This window comes from Methylobacterium sp. E-025 (assembly GCF_022829705.1).
Taxonomy (GTDB): domain Bacteria; phylum Pseudomonadota; class Alphaproteobacteria; order Rhizobiales; family Beijerinckiaceae; genus Methylobacterium.
In genome coordinates this window covers 1-14,466 of sequence record NZ_JAKSYR010000021.1, presented here as the reverse complement: position 1 = coordinate 14,466, position 14,466 = coordinate 1, and the positions used below count along the sequence as shown (strand labels likewise).

General features: G+C 64.9%; 14 protein-coding genes. 5 read left to right on the top strand and 9 right to left on the bottom strand.

The genetic code is table 11. The features are described from left to right. Nucleotides 1–670: 670 nt before the first annotated feature. Nucleotides 671–1,663: a hypothetical protein gene (locus tag MKK64_RS01045; protein ID WP_243931888.1), complete on the bottom strand. Its 993-nt coding sequence runs from the start codon at nucleotides 1,661–1,663 to the stop codon at nucleotides 671–673. A gap of 122 nt (nucleotides 1,664–1,785) precedes the next feature. After that, a complete protein-coding gene (locus MKK64_RS01040; protein WP_243931886.1) occupies nucleotides 1,786–1,998 on the bottom strand; it encodes a hypothetical protein in 213 nt (70 codons plus the stop codon). 507 nt (nucleotides 1,999–2,505) lie between these two features. Between MKK64_RS01040 and MKK64_RS01035 the strand changes: the two genes are divergently transcribed. Together MKK64_RS01035 and MKK64_RS01030 are read left to right on the top strand one after the other, a co-directional pair. Then, a complete protein-coding gene (locus tag MKK64_RS01035) occupies nucleotides 2,506–3,534 on the top strand; it encodes a hypothetical protein (protein ID WP_243931884.1) in 1,029 nt (342 codons plus the stop codon). A gap of 105 nt (nucleotides 3,535–3,639) precedes the next feature. Continuing rightward, a complete protein-coding gene (locus tag MKK64_RS01030; protein WP_243931882.1) occupies nucleotides 3,640–3,951 on the top strand; it encodes a hypothetical protein in 312 nt (103 codons plus the stop codon). A gap of 28 nt (nucleotides 3,952–3,979) precedes the next feature. Here the strand turns inward: MKK64_RS01030 and MKK64_RS01025 are convergent, their stop codons facing one another. Genes MKK64_RS01025 through MKK64_RS01015 form a run of 3 tightly spaced genes read right to left on the bottom strand, consistent with a single transcriptional unit; the run spans nucleotide 3,980 to nucleotide 8,644 of the window. Next, entirely contained in the window at nucleotides 3,980–6,061 is a 2,082-nt protein-coding gene (locus MKK64_RS01025) for a hypothetical protein (RefSeq protein ID WP_243931880.1), read from the bottom strand. 4 nt (nucleotides 6,062–6,065) lie between these two features. Further along, nucleotides 6,066–8,012 (bottom strand): hypothetical protein, encoded by a 1,947-nt coding sequence (locus tag MKK64_RS01020; RefSeq protein ID WP_243931878.1) that lies wholly within the window; start codon nucleotides 8,010–8,012, stop codon nucleotides 6,066–6,068. After that, nucleotides 8,009–8,644, bottom strand: a complete 636-nt coding sequence (locus MKK64_RS01015) for a hypothetical protein (RefSeq protein ID WP_243931876.1) — start codon at nucleotides 8,642–8,644, stop codon at nucleotides 8,009–8,011. Before MKK64_RS01015 ends, MKK64_RS01020 begins: the two co-directional genes overlap by 4 nt. 185 nt (nucleotides 8,645–8,829) lie before the next feature. Between MKK64_RS01015 and MKK64_RS01010 the strand changes: the two genes are divergently transcribed. Beyond that, nucleotides 8,830–9,963 (top strand): DNA-binding protein, encoded by a 1,134-nt coding sequence (locus MKK64_RS01010; RefSeq protein WP_243931873.1) that lies wholly within the window; start codon nucleotides 8,830–8,832, stop codon nucleotides 9,961–9,963. A 38-nt stretch (nucleotides 9,964–10,001) separates the two neighbouring features. Here MKK64_RS01010 and MKK64_RS01005 read toward each other — a convergent pair whose 3' ends face one another. Beyond that, nucleotides 10,002–10,553: a metallophosphoesterase gene (locus MKK64_RS01005; RefSeq protein WP_243931872.1), complete on the bottom strand. Its 552-nt coding sequence runs from the start codon at nucleotides 10,551–10,553 to the stop codon at nucleotides 10,002–10,004. A gap of 230 nt (nucleotides 10,554–10,783) precedes the next feature. Between MKK64_RS01005 and MKK64_RS01000 the strand changes: the two genes are divergently transcribed. Both MKK64_RS01000 and MKK64_RS00995 read left to right on the top strand, forming a co-directional pair. Continuing rightward, nucleotides 10,784–11,662 (top strand): type 1 glutamine amidotransferase, encoded by an 879-nt coding sequence (locus MKK64_RS01000; protein WP_243931870.1) that lies wholly within the window; start codon nucleotides 10,784–10,786, stop codon nucleotides 11,660–11,662. Between the two features lie 183 nt (nucleotides 11,663–11,845). Continuing rightward, entirely contained in the window at nucleotides 11,846–12,316 is a 471-nt protein-coding gene (locus tag MKK64_RS00995) for a regulator (protein ID WP_243931868.1), read from the top strand. A gap of 93 nt (nucleotides 12,317–12,409) precedes the next feature. Here the strand turns inward: MKK64_RS00995 and MKK64_RS00990 are convergent, their stop codons facing one another. Genes MKK64_RS00990 through MKK64_RS00980 form a run of 3 tightly spaced genes read right to left on the bottom strand, consistent with a single transcriptional unit; the run spans nucleotide 12,410 to nucleotide 14,370 of the window. After that, complete coding sequence (locus tag MKK64_RS00990) at nucleotides 12,410–13,129, bottom strand: cytochrome c biogenesis CcdA family protein (RefSeq protein ID WP_243931866.1); 720 nt, start codon at nucleotides 13,127–13,129, stop codon at nucleotides 12,410–12,412. Between the two features lie 9 nt (nucleotides 13,130–13,138). After that, the gene (locus MKK64_RS00985; protein WP_147709877.1) at nucleotides 13,139–13,528 is read right to left on the bottom strand and encodes a thioredoxin family protein; all 390 of its coding nucleotides are present in this window, start codon (nucleotides 13,526–13,528) and stop codon (nucleotides 13,139–13,141) included. Between the two features lie 41 nt (nucleotides 13,529–13,569). Next, nucleotides 13,570–14,370, bottom strand: a complete 801-nt coding sequence (locus MKK64_RS00980; protein ID WP_243931864.1) for a pentapeptide repeat-containing protein — start codon at nucleotides 14,368–14,370, stop codon at nucleotides 13,570–13,572. Between the last annotated feature and the right edge of the window lie 96 nt (nucleotides 14,371–14,466).

The following is a 14,466-nucleotide window of genomic DNA, read 5'->3' as shown; positions in this document are numbered from 1 at the left end:
ACATGTCGGCGAGGGTTTGGGTGCGATTGATCATCGGGGCGCTCCTTGACGGGTAGGCATGACACCGCGCGCCTTGGACGGGCGGGCCTTCGGAGATGCTTTTCGAAGGTTGGGACACCGCTGAGGGGCCCAGGGTCGGTTCCGGCGGGGAGCTATCGCTCTGGGAGCGTCGCCGGGCTGGAGGGATGGCGTCGAGGCCGTTCTGGGGGCGCCCGTCCTGATGGTGACCGCGTTGCGGTCTCGGAAGGTCGGGGTTGAGGTTTTGGGAGGGTTAAAGGGCGCAGGTGGCGCCGATGCTCAGCGTGCGGTCGAGGCTATCGGTAATATCGAAAGCGTCGCGGTGCCGAGGATGAGAGGGGCCTTTGCGAACTCGTTGATCATCGCTGCCTCCTCTGTCTGTGGCCGTCTGGCGGCCGTCGCGCAAAACTCTGCGCAGGATCCTTTTAGCCCGCGATCTCCTAACGTAGGCTTACGGGCGACGCTGAAAGAACGCGGTATCTAGCGTTTTCACGATTCCGGACTCGAATTTTTCGACGACCGTCTCACCGCGAGTCCTGCGGTCCCCGTCCAGGGAAGGCGACGACCTTCTCGGAGCGGTCCGACCGGAGGATGGCCTGCCTACGCAGGGCCCGGCCCTCGGCCTTTCGCATCGCGGCCACCCCCATCGAGATCATGATCTTTCCGGCAAGGTCGTCGAACTCCTCGGCGTCCAGCGTCGAGCGCATCCGAAGGAGCCGCTTGAAGATCTCGGCGGTGTGCCAGGCTCACCGGCGAATAGAATTGAGCGTTCGAGCGAACTCCACTCGCGCCGTCCTGCCTTCCATTCCGAAAAATCCTCGGCGAGCGCTCTGGCGTACTCGCCTGCACGTCCGTAGCCATGGACGTCCTTCAGGAGGGGGACGTCGGCGAGGGTCGGATCGATGGTGGAGTTGGCCTTCGCGGCCGCGACGAGGCGACGGACGCACGCACCGGCGGACGTTCCCTTCCGCAGGCATGCGGCGAGGACGTCGAAGGACAGACCCTGAGCGATGTTCTTGGGCATGCGGCCACCCTTGTTGCCAGTGATGCTCAGGATGGCCCGGCGAATGACCGCATTCGAAGGGGTGCCGATCTTGATCCGGACGTCGGCGGCCGAGATCAGGGCCGACGGCAGGTACTGGTCGGGTGCCTGCGAGATGCCGAGGACGCGGCCCGAGGCCCCGAGGAAGTCGGCCACCTCGGCGTTTCCCTGGTCGGGCTTGTCGGAACTGCGGGAGCTTCCGGTCCTGGCCGTGACGTGATTGAAGCGTGTCAGCTTCTCCGCCGCCATGCGCATCGCCGGCACCCAGTCGGCGCTCGGCACCTGGATCACGACCCCGGCCCCGCCGAAGCGCAGCATGCGCATCCGGTCCGCGTTCGAGACCGCCTCGTTCAGCGAATGCAGGGCGAGGTAGTAGCGCGAGCTCCTGATCTCGGACTCCATCTGGTCGATGGGGGGCCTGTTGTCGTGATGATCATTGAGGAAGTCGTCGAGGCTGTCGGTCGGGGACCTTTGCCTCTTCGGGGCGAGCCTGGCCTTCGGGGCCGACTTCGTCTTGGGGGCGGTCTTGGCCTTGGCGGCGGACTGGGCATCGGGCTTTGGGAATGTCGTCATGGCGGCCTCCGTTGAGGCAGCCGGGCTCAATCGAGCGCGCCGGTCAGGCCTCGTGGGGGTGGTCGGGAAAGGGTGCGCGGGATGGTTTTCGAGGTTTCATCGGGAGTCTCCGGATTTGTCGGCCGTCGTGGCGGGAATGGATTTCCCGGTCGTCAGCGCGACCGCTTGCCGGCCGCGGCCATGCGGTGATCCAGCGTCGCGAGAACGGCCTGTAGGGCGCCGGCGAGGCCATCCTCGTGGCGTGCGCCGACCTCGAACAGCCGACGGATCACCCTGCCGAGCAGGGCGTCGGTGCAGACCGCGCGCGGGGGCGGGTCCTCGAACGAGGGGTAGGGCTGAAGGGGTCTGGACGAAATGTCGGACATGACGGTCGCCTCGGGACGGAGGCGAGCGGGCGCAGGTGCGCCGGTCAGGCCTCGTCGACGGAGTGGGGAAGCGGGTGGCTGCCCAGGGCGGGCACGCGCGTCATGGCTATGAGGCGACGGTTGGCGTGCATGAACTCGTCCTCCTCTCGTGTGCCAGACAGGCTTGCGACCGATCCCATCGGGGATCGAGAACGACATAGGAACATCCAAGTGTTCGAGCAAGCTTAATATGATACGCGAGTTCGAACATATTCGAGAGCTGTGGATCCCGCACACAACCACCCCGAGTGGCCTTGGGGACACCCGCACCGGGTTCCGAATGCGACTCCGACGAGGCCGCGTAGCGCGTAGCGTTCCCCGTACGTGTTACATCCACGAGCCGTATAAGCAAAAAGCGCAAGACCACGTATGCCAAATCGCATCGACTGGTGTTTGGCATAATCTGATCGATTTCCGGACTGGGCCAGGGGTAGCCTGAGGTCATCGCAATCGCCCTGGGAGGCAGCCATGACCGAGCTCTCGAACCCCTCCGTCCACGCCCTGATGGAGCGCGCCTTGAAGCCGATCGATCCGGCAACGCTCGTCGTCTTCGCCGCAGAGATGACGCGGCCGAAAAGCGATTGGAAGGGGCCTCGCAAGATAAGCCGCGAGGAGGCGGTGGCGGCGACGCGTCTCGTGACCGAGATGCTGGGCCGTTACGACCTAACCCGTTCGAAGGTGCTGTCCAGCGGCGGGCATGCGTCGGCTCCGGGGGCGACGAGCCGCTTCTTCCTCTCGCGCCGGGACATGCGGCCGGGGGCGGTGGTGACCAAGCGTCTGGCCACCGGCATCGGCGCCTATGTCGACAACGTCAGGGCCATCGGTCGCTACGCCCGCGAGGCTGGCCATGAGGTCGATGACGCGATGCTCCTGAGGGAGCTTGCCGATGTCGTGGACGGCTTCCTTGAGCAGTTCCGCATGGAGTCCGCGATTGATCCCGATGCCGAATTGGCGAGGGACATCGCGCTCGTGGCGCGCTGGCTCTCCCACCCCGGCAGGGAGTTCGAGCTCTCCCGCTACCTGGTCGGATCACGTGAACAGGACCTCGATTACCTGGTCCGCGAAGGGGAAATGGTCTCCCTGGGGCCCGATGCGTCCGACTTCGCTTTCGGCCTGATCCCGCAGGTTCCCCTTCTGACGCGCATCGTCGCCTGGGCGGAGGCCGAGGTTTCCGTCCGCGAGGATGTCCCCCCGTCGGAGGGCGAGGCCCCATGGGACGTCTCCATGCTTTTCGACCGCCCCGTGCTGAAGTCGCTCGGTCGCTCGACCTGCATTCTCTGCGAGAAGGTCGGGCTCGGCGTCACGGTCGATCAAGGCGACCTGCGGATGGTGTTCACTCTCGCTCTGGTGGCCTACGCCGGCGTTCCGTTGAACGGTCCCGACGATGCCGACTGGCAGACGAAGGGGACCGGGGGGGAGTTGGAGTACCACGCAATCCCGATCCCGGGGCGGCCTGAACTGACGGCCGATGGCCGGCATTGGATCGACGTCAAGTAGCCGGATCGGTTCGCCTGCCCGCGCTTCGAGGCCTACCTCACCTCGCTCTGTGACGACGATGCCGGCTGGGACGAGGCGAGCCTGCATACCGAAAGGCACCTGCCCGTGACGGCCGAGACCTGCCGGGAATTCCTTTCCGGCGGTGAGTGGGGCAACTTCGAGATTGCGCGCACCTTCATGGGCCTGACGTGGGAGACGGTGCTTCCGACATCATCGTTGAGCGATGCCGGGGTCGAGTCCCGGATGGTGCGGGACCGGTTCGTGGCGCTGCTCTACTCGGAAACCGAGCCGTCGGTGGCGGGACTGCTGGAGGTCGAGGCCGAGAAGCGGACCCAGGCCTACGACGCTTTCCTGCTTAAGGCCGCGACCGGTGAGCGTCGGCGCAAGCTGGCATTCCGCTCGCGTATGCGCCGGTAACACGATGATTGCAGCGTCCTCATCGACGTTACTTCTTCGTAGGTGATGGCGCCGTGACAGAGGACGAAGGTGCGGGCACGGCGCGCTTTCGTCCTGGCTGTGGGGATGAAGGCGGGCTCGCTGCCTTCGCGGCGGCCTTGGCCGTAAGACGTGCCTTCCCCTTATCCGACGAGATTTTCTTCTTGGCTTCCACCGTCGCCGTGCTCGGAGGGACCCGCTTCGCCGGAATGCGCAGGATGAGGACGCCGCGTTTCACGCCGTCCCCGAAGAGATCGGCGACAACCGGTTTGTAAAGGGTCTTGAGGTGGCCGGACAGGCCGCCGACTGTCGTCAGGTCGAGGACGAGGAGGATGCCGATAGGGATGTTCGTGTTCTGGTACAACGCGGTTTGGTCACCATAGGCAGCCAAGAGGTGATCGAAGGATGCATCTTCCTCTTCTCGTTTCACTTCAGTTATGAAACGGATACCCCCCATCTGGTGGAAGACATCCGCCCTGCCACCCGAGACGCCTCGAACTTCGTCCAAAGAACCTAGGTTCGCTGTCATTAGGAAGCGCATATAATCTTGCTGTAGATCCTTTTCGAGGGGATTTGGCGCGCCGTCTTTGATGAATAGGTAGGCTACGGTTGGATCGAGGCTGAGGGTAGGGTTCATCCGGCTTTCTACGAAAAGCATCGTCTTATATACGATAGTCCTAACCAGGGTTTGAGCCCGTCTATCTGTTTCGTACTCCGGCAAAGCCAAGAATGTTTGGTGAACGACTGCGAGAGCGTCGGCGAGGGGCGGTGAAACGTTGCTCAACTCATAGGCGTTGGCATCGGCGATGGTCTGACGGACGATGGTTTCTCGTTGTTCGTGCGATACGAAGCCCTCGGCCAGGACGGCGACGACCGCTGGGCTAGCGGCCGCCGCCGAGAGAGGGTCCGGTCCAAGACCTTCTCCCAAGGCCGCCTCGGTTCGGGCGATCAGGTCGGCCGCGACCGCCCCGAGCTCCTTCGCACCGTGTATGCCGAGCCAGTCGCGCAGGACGTACAGTTGGGACCGATGCCCGGCGACGTATCGCTCGATCCTGGGGCGGACGAGCCACTCCAGTCCACCGTCGCTCGACCGTCGAAAGATGGTCCGTGTCGCCGAATAGACGGCCAGGAGCTCGCCCTCGATGATGCGGGCCGCATCTAGCCATCCCGGCTTCTGCAGATTGGCGGTTAGGGTTCCCAGACGTACGGCAAGTGATGCCCAGGCGGCGACCTGAACCGACTTGGCTCCCGCCAGGAAGTTATCGTCGTACGCCGCATACTCGGAGTAGGCGAAGGCCTCCCTGGACAGCTCGGCGATCCGGTTCGACCAGTCGCCGTCCCGCTCCTCATGGAAGTCGTCCAGCAACCCTATGGCCGTTGCGAGGACCTTGGCGTCGGCCCTGGACGTCCGTTTGGCAGATGACGCGTCGAACCGCGACCGGGCATGACGCAGGTGCTCTCCAGCCTTGGCTCCGTCGGACGCCGAAAGAGCGTATCCGACCTGATCCATGCCGAGTTCGAAGGCGGCCTCGTCCGCGGCGTCGTCGACGGCCAAAAGATCCTCAAGAAAGCCGACGATTCCGGGGCTCGGTGTTTCGGAATTTAGGAAGCCGCCGATCCGTGCGGCATGAGCGAGGTAGCTTGGATCGTCGTCGAGATCGCTGTCGGCGATGCATCCGGCCAGCGTGAGCGCGCGGCGGGGATCCTGGCGTTTCGTCAGCAGCGCGCCTCGCAGGGCCGCGGTTCGAGAGCTCGGGACGTTGGCCCGGTCGCGTGCCAATGCGACCCATCTCCTGAAGCATCGAACCTCGACCGCGTTCGGGAGAGGAGGTCGCTCCGCCATCAGGTCGATGACCGCGTTGATGCCGATGTCGTTGTCCAGCTTCTCGACGATCCTGCTCGTGAAAGCCTGGACTGCGGCATCCTCCTGATCCGCTCCGTCGAGGACGAGCGTCATGAACTCCGGGACGAAATATGATCCGGCGATGGCATCGGGTTCGGCCAAGACCGTCGAAAGGCCACCGAAGTCCGCCGCCGACGGGGTTCGCCCGTCGGTCAGCAGCCTTTGCATCGTTGCTTCGAGAGCGTCCACCGGATCACCAAAGGTACGTGTCGCCTTCAGCGTAGCGCACCTGCTGGCCTGACACATGGCCCCTGATGGTGTCGTTATTGATAGCAGCGACGAACACCTGAATGTGCGGGAGCTCGTCGGCGAGTTGGGCCAGGCCGGCTATCAGGCTGGCATAGTCCTGCCCTACCATTTCGTTCGCGCCAATTGAGTCGATGAGCAGGAGGCCAGGGTGGCGACCGAGGCCACGACGCTCCGCAACCTTGATGATCGCCAAGGTGGTGGCAACCTTGAAGCGAGCTCGCTCACCGTCCGTCAATCTAGAAAAAGAGGTGCTGTGCCCGCCTTTCGTGAGTATCAGGTTGGCGCTGCCCTGCAGGTCCACCGTCTCGACGTTCTCGACCCCGAAGCGTACAGCATAGTCCCTGATAAGATCAGACACTTCTTTAAGAAGATCGTCTTGGAGAGGTTTATAGGCTTCCTTGGTGATGTTTTCCGCAATCCTAAGGATCGCTTGGTCGCCCTTGGTTTCCGAAGCCGTTACGTCTTTGATCGAGAGCTCCTCCAGACGGGCTTGTTTCTGAATGAGTTCCAGTTCCAACGGATAGGCATCCGTCGGCTTGACCAGATCCGCCTCGATCCGCCGACTATCGGCTTCGGCCTTCTTCCGATCCCCACGGGCATCGGCAATGGCTTTGTTGACTGCGTCCACGCGCTTCTTTTGCGCTTTGACCACGGTGTCGGCGGCGGCGACGGCATCTTTGAGGCCGGCTTCGAGAACCGCCGGGTCGATCTCGGGCTCCTCTTCGGTACGGCAAACGACGCAGATATGGTCGCTGCGCGTTTCCTGTCGGCGCTCCTCGTCGAAGATCTCGTCACACCGTGGACAGCAGACCGGATCGAGCGAGCGGAAGACGCGCTTTGCCACGCGACAGTCCTTGAAGTCCTGAAGCTCACGGCGGGCGTGGGTATAGGCCTCGTTCGCGGCGTCCAGATCCTCGTTGATGAGATTGAGGTTTTGAAGTCCGGCTCGGAGCCGTGCCTCGGCCGCCGCGAATTCGCGGTTCGCAGTCCGTAGCTTGACCCGAAGGTCTCCAGCGACTGGGATCTTTTCCAGCGCTTTGCGAAGTTTGCCGATATCGGTTTCCAGTTCCTCAATCCGGCTTTTCCGACGGTCACGGTCACGATCAACCTCGGCTTTGGCCTCTCGGGTCTCGCTCGTGATCCTGCCTTGTGCGGCCATGACGTCGTTCGTGGCGTTTGTCCAAGGAACGCCGAGATACATTTGCATCATGCGAACACGAAGGTTCTGGTTCGTACCGAACAAAACCTTCGGACTGGGGTCGATCATCATCGCGCCCGCGAGCCAGGGCCAATCGTGTGGCTGGTCAATGCCTTTCTCTTCACGGACGATGTGCGTGACCATCACCTGTAAGCCAAGCTGCCCCATGAAAAAGTCCGACATGACGCTTTCGAAATCCTCCGCGGATGCGAAGGTCGCCTGGGAATGTCTGGTTGCCCCATCGATACGCCATAGGGTGCCGGACGGCGTGACGGCGTCGGAAATGTCGACCTCGTAGGTTTGGCTATCGAGGGTGAAAGACATGTTCACGGTGTGAAACCAGTCCACCATGACATCGGGGATGTCCTCCCCGCGACGCCCCCTGAGGCACCACCTCATCAATCCGAGGAGGGTGGTTTTTCCCCGGAAGTTCCGGTCGCTGAGGATGGCCATGAGGCCCGGCTTCAGGTCTTTCCATTCGAATTTAATCGGTCCCGATACCTTGCCGCCTTTCTTCTCTCCGGTGAATGCCAGGGAGCGAATGCAAAGGTGCTTGGGGATGGCGATGGAAGGTTTGTAGTCGACGCCATGGCCGGCGAGCACCGACCGAACCTCGGCGACGGACCGCCCGGCTTTCTTCGCGATGGCCCCCAGCAGGGAGGTTGCGTCCAGGCTCTTCGGTTCTTCGCTCATGACGTTTTCCCCTGAAGTCGTTCGAGCCTGAGGCGGACGCGCTCGGCGGTCGTCGGGATCAGGTCGCCTGTCGCCGCATCGTGGTATTCCTTCTGCTCGTGCTGCCGGGCCTTGAGGGTGAACCCGCCGCGACTGTCCGCGACCTGAAGCACGAGATCGACCCGACGGTCGTACCAGGCGAGGTCCGGCATATCCGCGACGACCTTCTCGACCAGCTCCCGGGCCTTGGGGCCGACCAGGAAGTCGTGCGCGTCCTTGCCTGTCTCCATCCTGCGGGAGCGTGGCAGGACCAATCCTCGGCTCTTGAGGATGCCGAGCACGGTATCGAGTGGTTCGTATGCGCCGAAGTACCGACGCAACATCGGCACGCGACGAAGGTCGGGTTCCTCGTCCTCGAAGATCTTCCCGGCGATAGCGAGGAGGCTCGGGTCGTTCGTTGCCTCGAAGATCGAAAGGATCTCGTCGGCCAGATAGTCGGGGTAGCGTATCCAAAAATCGAGGGCTTGAACCTTGGTCTCGCCGCGGAAATAGCTGTCGAACCCCGGGACGGGCTCACCAGCGTACGGACGACTGCCCTTCACCAGGATGAAGAGGATTCGGAGCGCGTTGCGATGGTAATCGGCCTTGGCCATCGTCGGGTGCGGGTCCGAGGAATTTGAGTGAGAACGGAAAGCAGGAATCGTCCGGCCAAGTTTACAACGCACGCCGACCTTCCGCAGCCTCAGGTGACGTTTTTTCGTTCCGCGTCAGTGCCAGGTTGTCCCGTCGGTCGCATCCTCAAGCGGGAACGACTGTTTCTTCACGGCTTTCCAGGATCATGCCCCGACTGATCGGGGGCGCGGACATGGTCGCGAAACAGGACGTCTGGGATGCCGCGGACCGGATACGGACCCGGGAGCCTGCGAAGGGACAACCGAAGGAACGGGTCTCGGTCCGCAACGTCCGGAAGGAGCTCGGCGACAAGGGGTCCTTCGGTGACATCGGGGCGAGCATCAAACTATGGAAGGCGGAGCGCGGCTACCGACCTGTCATCGAGGCGGCAGGCCTACCGGAGGCGCTGGAGAAACGCCTGACGGATTTCGGCGTGGCGCTGATGGAGGAGGTCCGCGTCGAGCAGACCCGAGCCCGGATGGGTGAGATTTCGAACGGAGAAAGCGAGCGGGAGGCGTTCCGCGAGACCCTCGACGAGGCTTTGGCCCACGCCGACGCCCTGGAGGCGAAAGTGGCCTACCTGGAAGCGGAGATCGCCCGCCTCCGTGCCTCCGGCCCAATGACGACCGTCGCCCCGCCCGCCGCCGAGGCCCCTCGCCCCGAGAAGCTGATCGAGATGTTCCAGGGCGTCTACGGCAAGGTCCGTGGTCGCTCGCTTGTGAGCCAGATGGATGCGTTCTGGGTTCAGGTCCGCGAGCAGGTCGGGAAGGAACTGTCCAGGCGCGGCCCCATGCGGGTGCATGCCCTGCACACCGCGCTTCCCCCTTGGCTGATCAAGGGCGCGACGGAAATCGACATGCCGCTCACCCCGGCCTGGCTGCGCTACCACCTTCTCCGCATGGTCGAGACCGGGGACGGCCTTGAGGAAGTCGATGGTTGTTTCACCCTTGCGAACACCCGCCAAGCGCCCCCGGAGCCGCCTCCTGAGCCGGAGGTCGACGACGAACCCGAAGAGCCGAGGATTTCGTCACGACGATTCTGGATCTTGTTCGTGGCGGAGGTCCATGACCTGCTGCGGGAGGTCGGGCCGCTCACGGTGGAGGACATCCTGGTGCACCTACCGCCTGGTTGGGTGGAGCGTACGAACGACTACAAGCCCATCCAACCCGGGCGTCTCCGGTACAAGCTACGCGTTCGCATCGCGTGGAAACGCCCGTTCGAGGAACTGCCCGACGGGAAGTTCGCCGCCACGGGACCCTGGCCGGGTAGCCGGTCGCACGACTCCGAGGAGGCCGCGTAACGCATAGCGGCATCCGAGACGCGTTACGTTTCGGCCCATCATGGCGAGCCTTCGCCGGCACGGGCGTTTTCGGCCAGCCGCACGCGGATCTCGTCGAGGGTGACGGGCCGGAATTCGAAGCAGTCGACGCCGACATCGGTCCTGGTTGCGGTCCCGGGCAGGCTGCCGTGCGAGTGGCCGTAGAGATGCAGGTCGCCGTGGTGCATGCGAGGCCACACCACGTGTGCGTAATGGGAAAGCCAAAGCCCCGTTGATGTCCCGTCGGAATTTTGGACGACGACCCGGGCGACGTCGACGACGGGCCCATCCCAGGGCAGGCGCACCCCGATCTTTTCGTGGTTCCCTCGAATGAGGAAACGCCGGCCGTTCAGCCTGCGGAACACGTCCCGGGCGTAGGCCTCCGAGCAGCGATAGCAGAAGTCGCCGAGGTGCCAGACGGTGTCGTCGGGTCGGACGGCGGCGTTCCAGTTCGCGATCAGCGCCTCGTCGTGCTCCTGGATGGAGGTGAACGGACGGCGGAGTGACATCCGGTCGGCCAAAATCGCGGCGTGGCCGAAATGGGTGTCGGAAACGAAGAGGTGGCGATGCATGGAAGCCTCGGCGTAAGCGGAGGCTGGGCGCGTGGCGGCACTCCGGGATCAATCTGCGGGGTGGCGGCCTATGCGTATCATCACGGTCTCCTCGGAACGGGAAGACCGTGCCCTGGCCGGTCGCGGGAGGCAAGGTGCGAAGCGGCCTGCGGCAGGTTCGCCGGGGTCGGAACGCCGGCATCCGGGATAGGTTCGCGTCTCGGGGACCGTCTCCCCGGAGCATGGTCCCCTTGCAGTCATCGACGCCACGGTTGCGCTTCCTTGTCGCCGAGAGCGAACCACCGGACGCCCGCAAGAAGCGCCGAGAGAGCGTGGGGAAGTCGTCCGGCGAGACCTACGTCGAGCTGCTCGGCCGGCTTGCGCCGGGCGCCATCTGCCACCGGATCATGCCGGCGGACGCGGATTGCAGCCTTCCGGACGGCGAAAGCCTTGGCGGGTACGATGCCGTCTTCCTCTCCGGCTCACCCCTGTCGCTCTACGAGGAGACGCCCGAGATCAGGCGTGCCCTGGCCTTCATGGGCGCCCTGTTCGGTTCGGGTACCCCGTCGTTCGGGTCATGCGCCGGGCTGCAGATGGCGACCGTCGCCGCGGGTGGCACGGTCCGGCAGAACCGCAACGGTCCGGAGGCGGGCTTCGCCCGGCGGATCGTGCCCACGGACGCTGGGAGGTCTCGTCCGCTGCTGAGGGGTCGCCCGGCTGCCTACGATGCGCCCAGCATTCACACCGATGAGGTCGAGACCCTGCCGGACGGGGCCACGCTGCTCGCGCTGAACCGGTCCACCGTCGCGCAAGCCGCGGAGATCCGCCACGACGGCGGCACGTTCTGGGGCGTCCAGTACCACCCGGAAATCGGGCTCGACGAGGTGACGGGAGCCCTCCGGCGGCAGGCGGACGACCTGGTCGAGAGCGGGCTGGCCCGTACCCGCCGCGAGGTCGAGGAGCAGGCCGATCTCGTCGAGGCCCTCCATCGCGAGCCCGACCGGCGCGACCTCGCCTGGCGGCTGGGTCTGGACGATCAGGTGACCGACGAGGGCAACCGACGGATCGAGATCGTCAACTTCATCGAGGCCCTCGTCATTTCGACGCGCAACGCCCGACGCGGCGGGTGAGCGGCCGTCCTCGAACGGGGACAGCGCGGATTCAGGAAACTCGTGAGGCTCGAATCGTCGAACCGACAATGAGGTCGCCTGGTTTCGTTGAAGGGGCTTCGAGCGGGCCCTCAAAAACGAGACGCGGCGGAAAGCCGTGCGTTGACCCCGGACGGGTCACACGGCGAACCCCGAGGAAACCTGATGCAAACCCCCAAGTTCGACGAGAGCAACATCACCTGGCGGACGCTCGACTGGCTGCCGCACATCGCCTTCTTCGTCTACAAGGTCGACGAGGAGAACCGCATCGTCGACGTGGTGTTCAAGTTCGCTGCGAACCAGAAGGTCATGCTGCACCGGCACAAGAGCCCCTACGTGACGCTCGTGATGCAGGGCGAGCTTCGGTTCTACCGGCAGGATGGGACCCACAAGGAGACGCGCTCCACGGGCAGCTACGTCTCCGGTGTGGCGAACGGCGAGCCGCACCTGGAAGGCGGCGGCGACGAGGACGCCATCGTGTTCTTCAGCAACCGCAACATTGAGGACGCACTCTACGAGTTCCTCGACGACGCCGGCAATCCGGTCCAGGTCCTCGGGATCGCGGACTTCAAGGCGCAGCTCGAAGAGCAGGTCGCGACGGGCACGTACGAGAAGGTCACCGCCAGGGCCGCATGAAGGCGCGGCAACGCCGGGGATGTGGCAATCATCCCCGGCGTTCGTAGGCGACCGATCTGGTTAGCTCGTACGGACCCGGACCGGTCTCCGGCCTCAGAGGCGGGTGGTGAGGTTGGTCAGCCAGGCCGGGGAGGCGTTGACCAAGGCGGTCTCGGCGGCCTTGTCGAAGCCCGAGGCGATCATCAGGCCCGTGGCGACGAGGATCAGGCCCAGCGCCGCCTTCAGCCCCTTGCCCAGCCCCATCATGCGGTCGCGCCATCGCATCAGTACCTCGCGCGACAGGGTGCCGAGCAGCAGCAGCGGAAGGGCCGCGCCGAGGCCGAACAGGAGCATGGTGAGCGCGACCACGCCGAGGTCGCGTCCCTGGGAGGCGAGCAACGAGGCCGCCCCGAGGGTGGGCCCGACGCAGGGGCTCCAAACCGCCCCGAGCAGCACCCCGACGCCGAACTGGCCGAGCAGGCCGGCGGTCGAGAAGCCGCCGAACCGGCTCTCGGTCCAGTTGCTCACCGGCCCCGCCGCCACGGCCAGCCGCGTCTGGGCCGCCGGGACCATCAGGACCAACCCGATCAGGACCAGCATGATGGCCGCGCCGGTCCGGAAGATGCCGGCGTCGAGGCCGATGGCGAAGCCGACCGTCGCCACGAACAGGCCGATGATCACGAACGACAGGGCCAGGCCGGCGGCGAGGGCAGCCGGGCCGAGCCTGTGCTCCGACGCCGCCGCGCCGAGCACCAGCGGCAGCAACGGCAGCACGCATGGGGACAGCACCGAGAGGATGCCGGCGAGGAAGGCGAGGCCGAGGCTCGTGACCATGGCGTGGCCTCAGATCGCCTTATCGAGGAGCGAGGAGATCGCCTCGGGCTTGGTCTCGCCGGCCGAGCGCCCGGTCTCCTTCTCGCCCTTGTAGGTGATGAGCGTGCTCTGCATCGTCGCGCCGAACTTCTTGACCACGTCCTTGCGGCTGTCGAAGTCGACGTCGAACACCTGCAGGTCCTTGAACTTCGGGTCGGCCTCAAGCTTCGACAGGATCGGCTTCTGGGCGGCGCAGGTCGTGCACCACGGGGCGGTGATGTGCACCAGGATCGGCTTGCCGGCCTTCTGGGCGGCCTCGAAGGCGGCAGGCGTGTAGGTCATCTCGGCGGCGCCGGCGGCGGTGCCGAACAACATGGGGGCGACGGCGAAGGCGGCGAGCAGGATGCGTCGGGTGGTCATGGATGTCTTTCCTTCGTGGATCGGTCGAGGTGGAAGAGGGCTCAGTTCGAGACCTGCGTGATCGCCCGGTCGACGTTCACGCGGGCCGACCAGTCCTTGGCGCTGTCCTGACCCTTGAGATCGATCAGACGGGCGGCGGTGACGTCGACGTTCTTGAAGTCGGCCCCGGCGACGGTCGCGCCGGTGAGGTTGGCCCCCGATAGGTCGGAACCCATGAGGACCACGTCGGTCAGGTCGGCGTCGGTGAGGTCGGCGTATTCGAGGCGAGAGCGACCGAGGTTCGCCCCCTTCAGGTTGGCGCCCTTGAGGTTCACCGAGACGAACACGGCCCGCATCAGGCCCATCGACTGGTTCTTGATGTCGGCGCCGCCCTTGAGGTCGACCAGCGTCGCCCCGGCCATGTTGGCGCCCTTGAAGTCGCCGATGGGCATCGACCTGCTGAGGTCTGCCCCGCTGAGGTTGGCGTCGCGGGCGGTGATGCCGAACATCTTGGCGCCCACCAGCTTGGCACCGGAGAGGTCGGCCTTGATGAACCAGGCCTGCTCCAGGTTCGCCCCGCTCAGGTCGGCGCCGCGCAGGTTGGCCTTGTTGAGCCGGGCGGTGCGCAGGTTCGCGCCCTTGAGGTTCAGGCCGGACAGGTCGAGGCCGGCCAGCGCCTTGTCGGAGAGGTCGATGGGCTTGCCGTCGGCCTTGGCGATCAGCGCCTCGACGTCGGAACGGGTCATCTCGGCCTTGGTCATCGCCGCAGAGCCCATGTCGGCACCGAGGAGCAGTTCCTGCTCGGCATGGGCGGGGGCGGCCAGAAGCACGGAAGCGAGCAGATGGGGGACGAGGCGGCGCATGGTTTCTCCCGGGTTTTCGCATTGTCCCAGCGAAAGCCTGCGCTTCCTCCCGGTCTTGCCGGGAGGGTTTTTGCTCAGTTACCCTAGCGGTTTGGG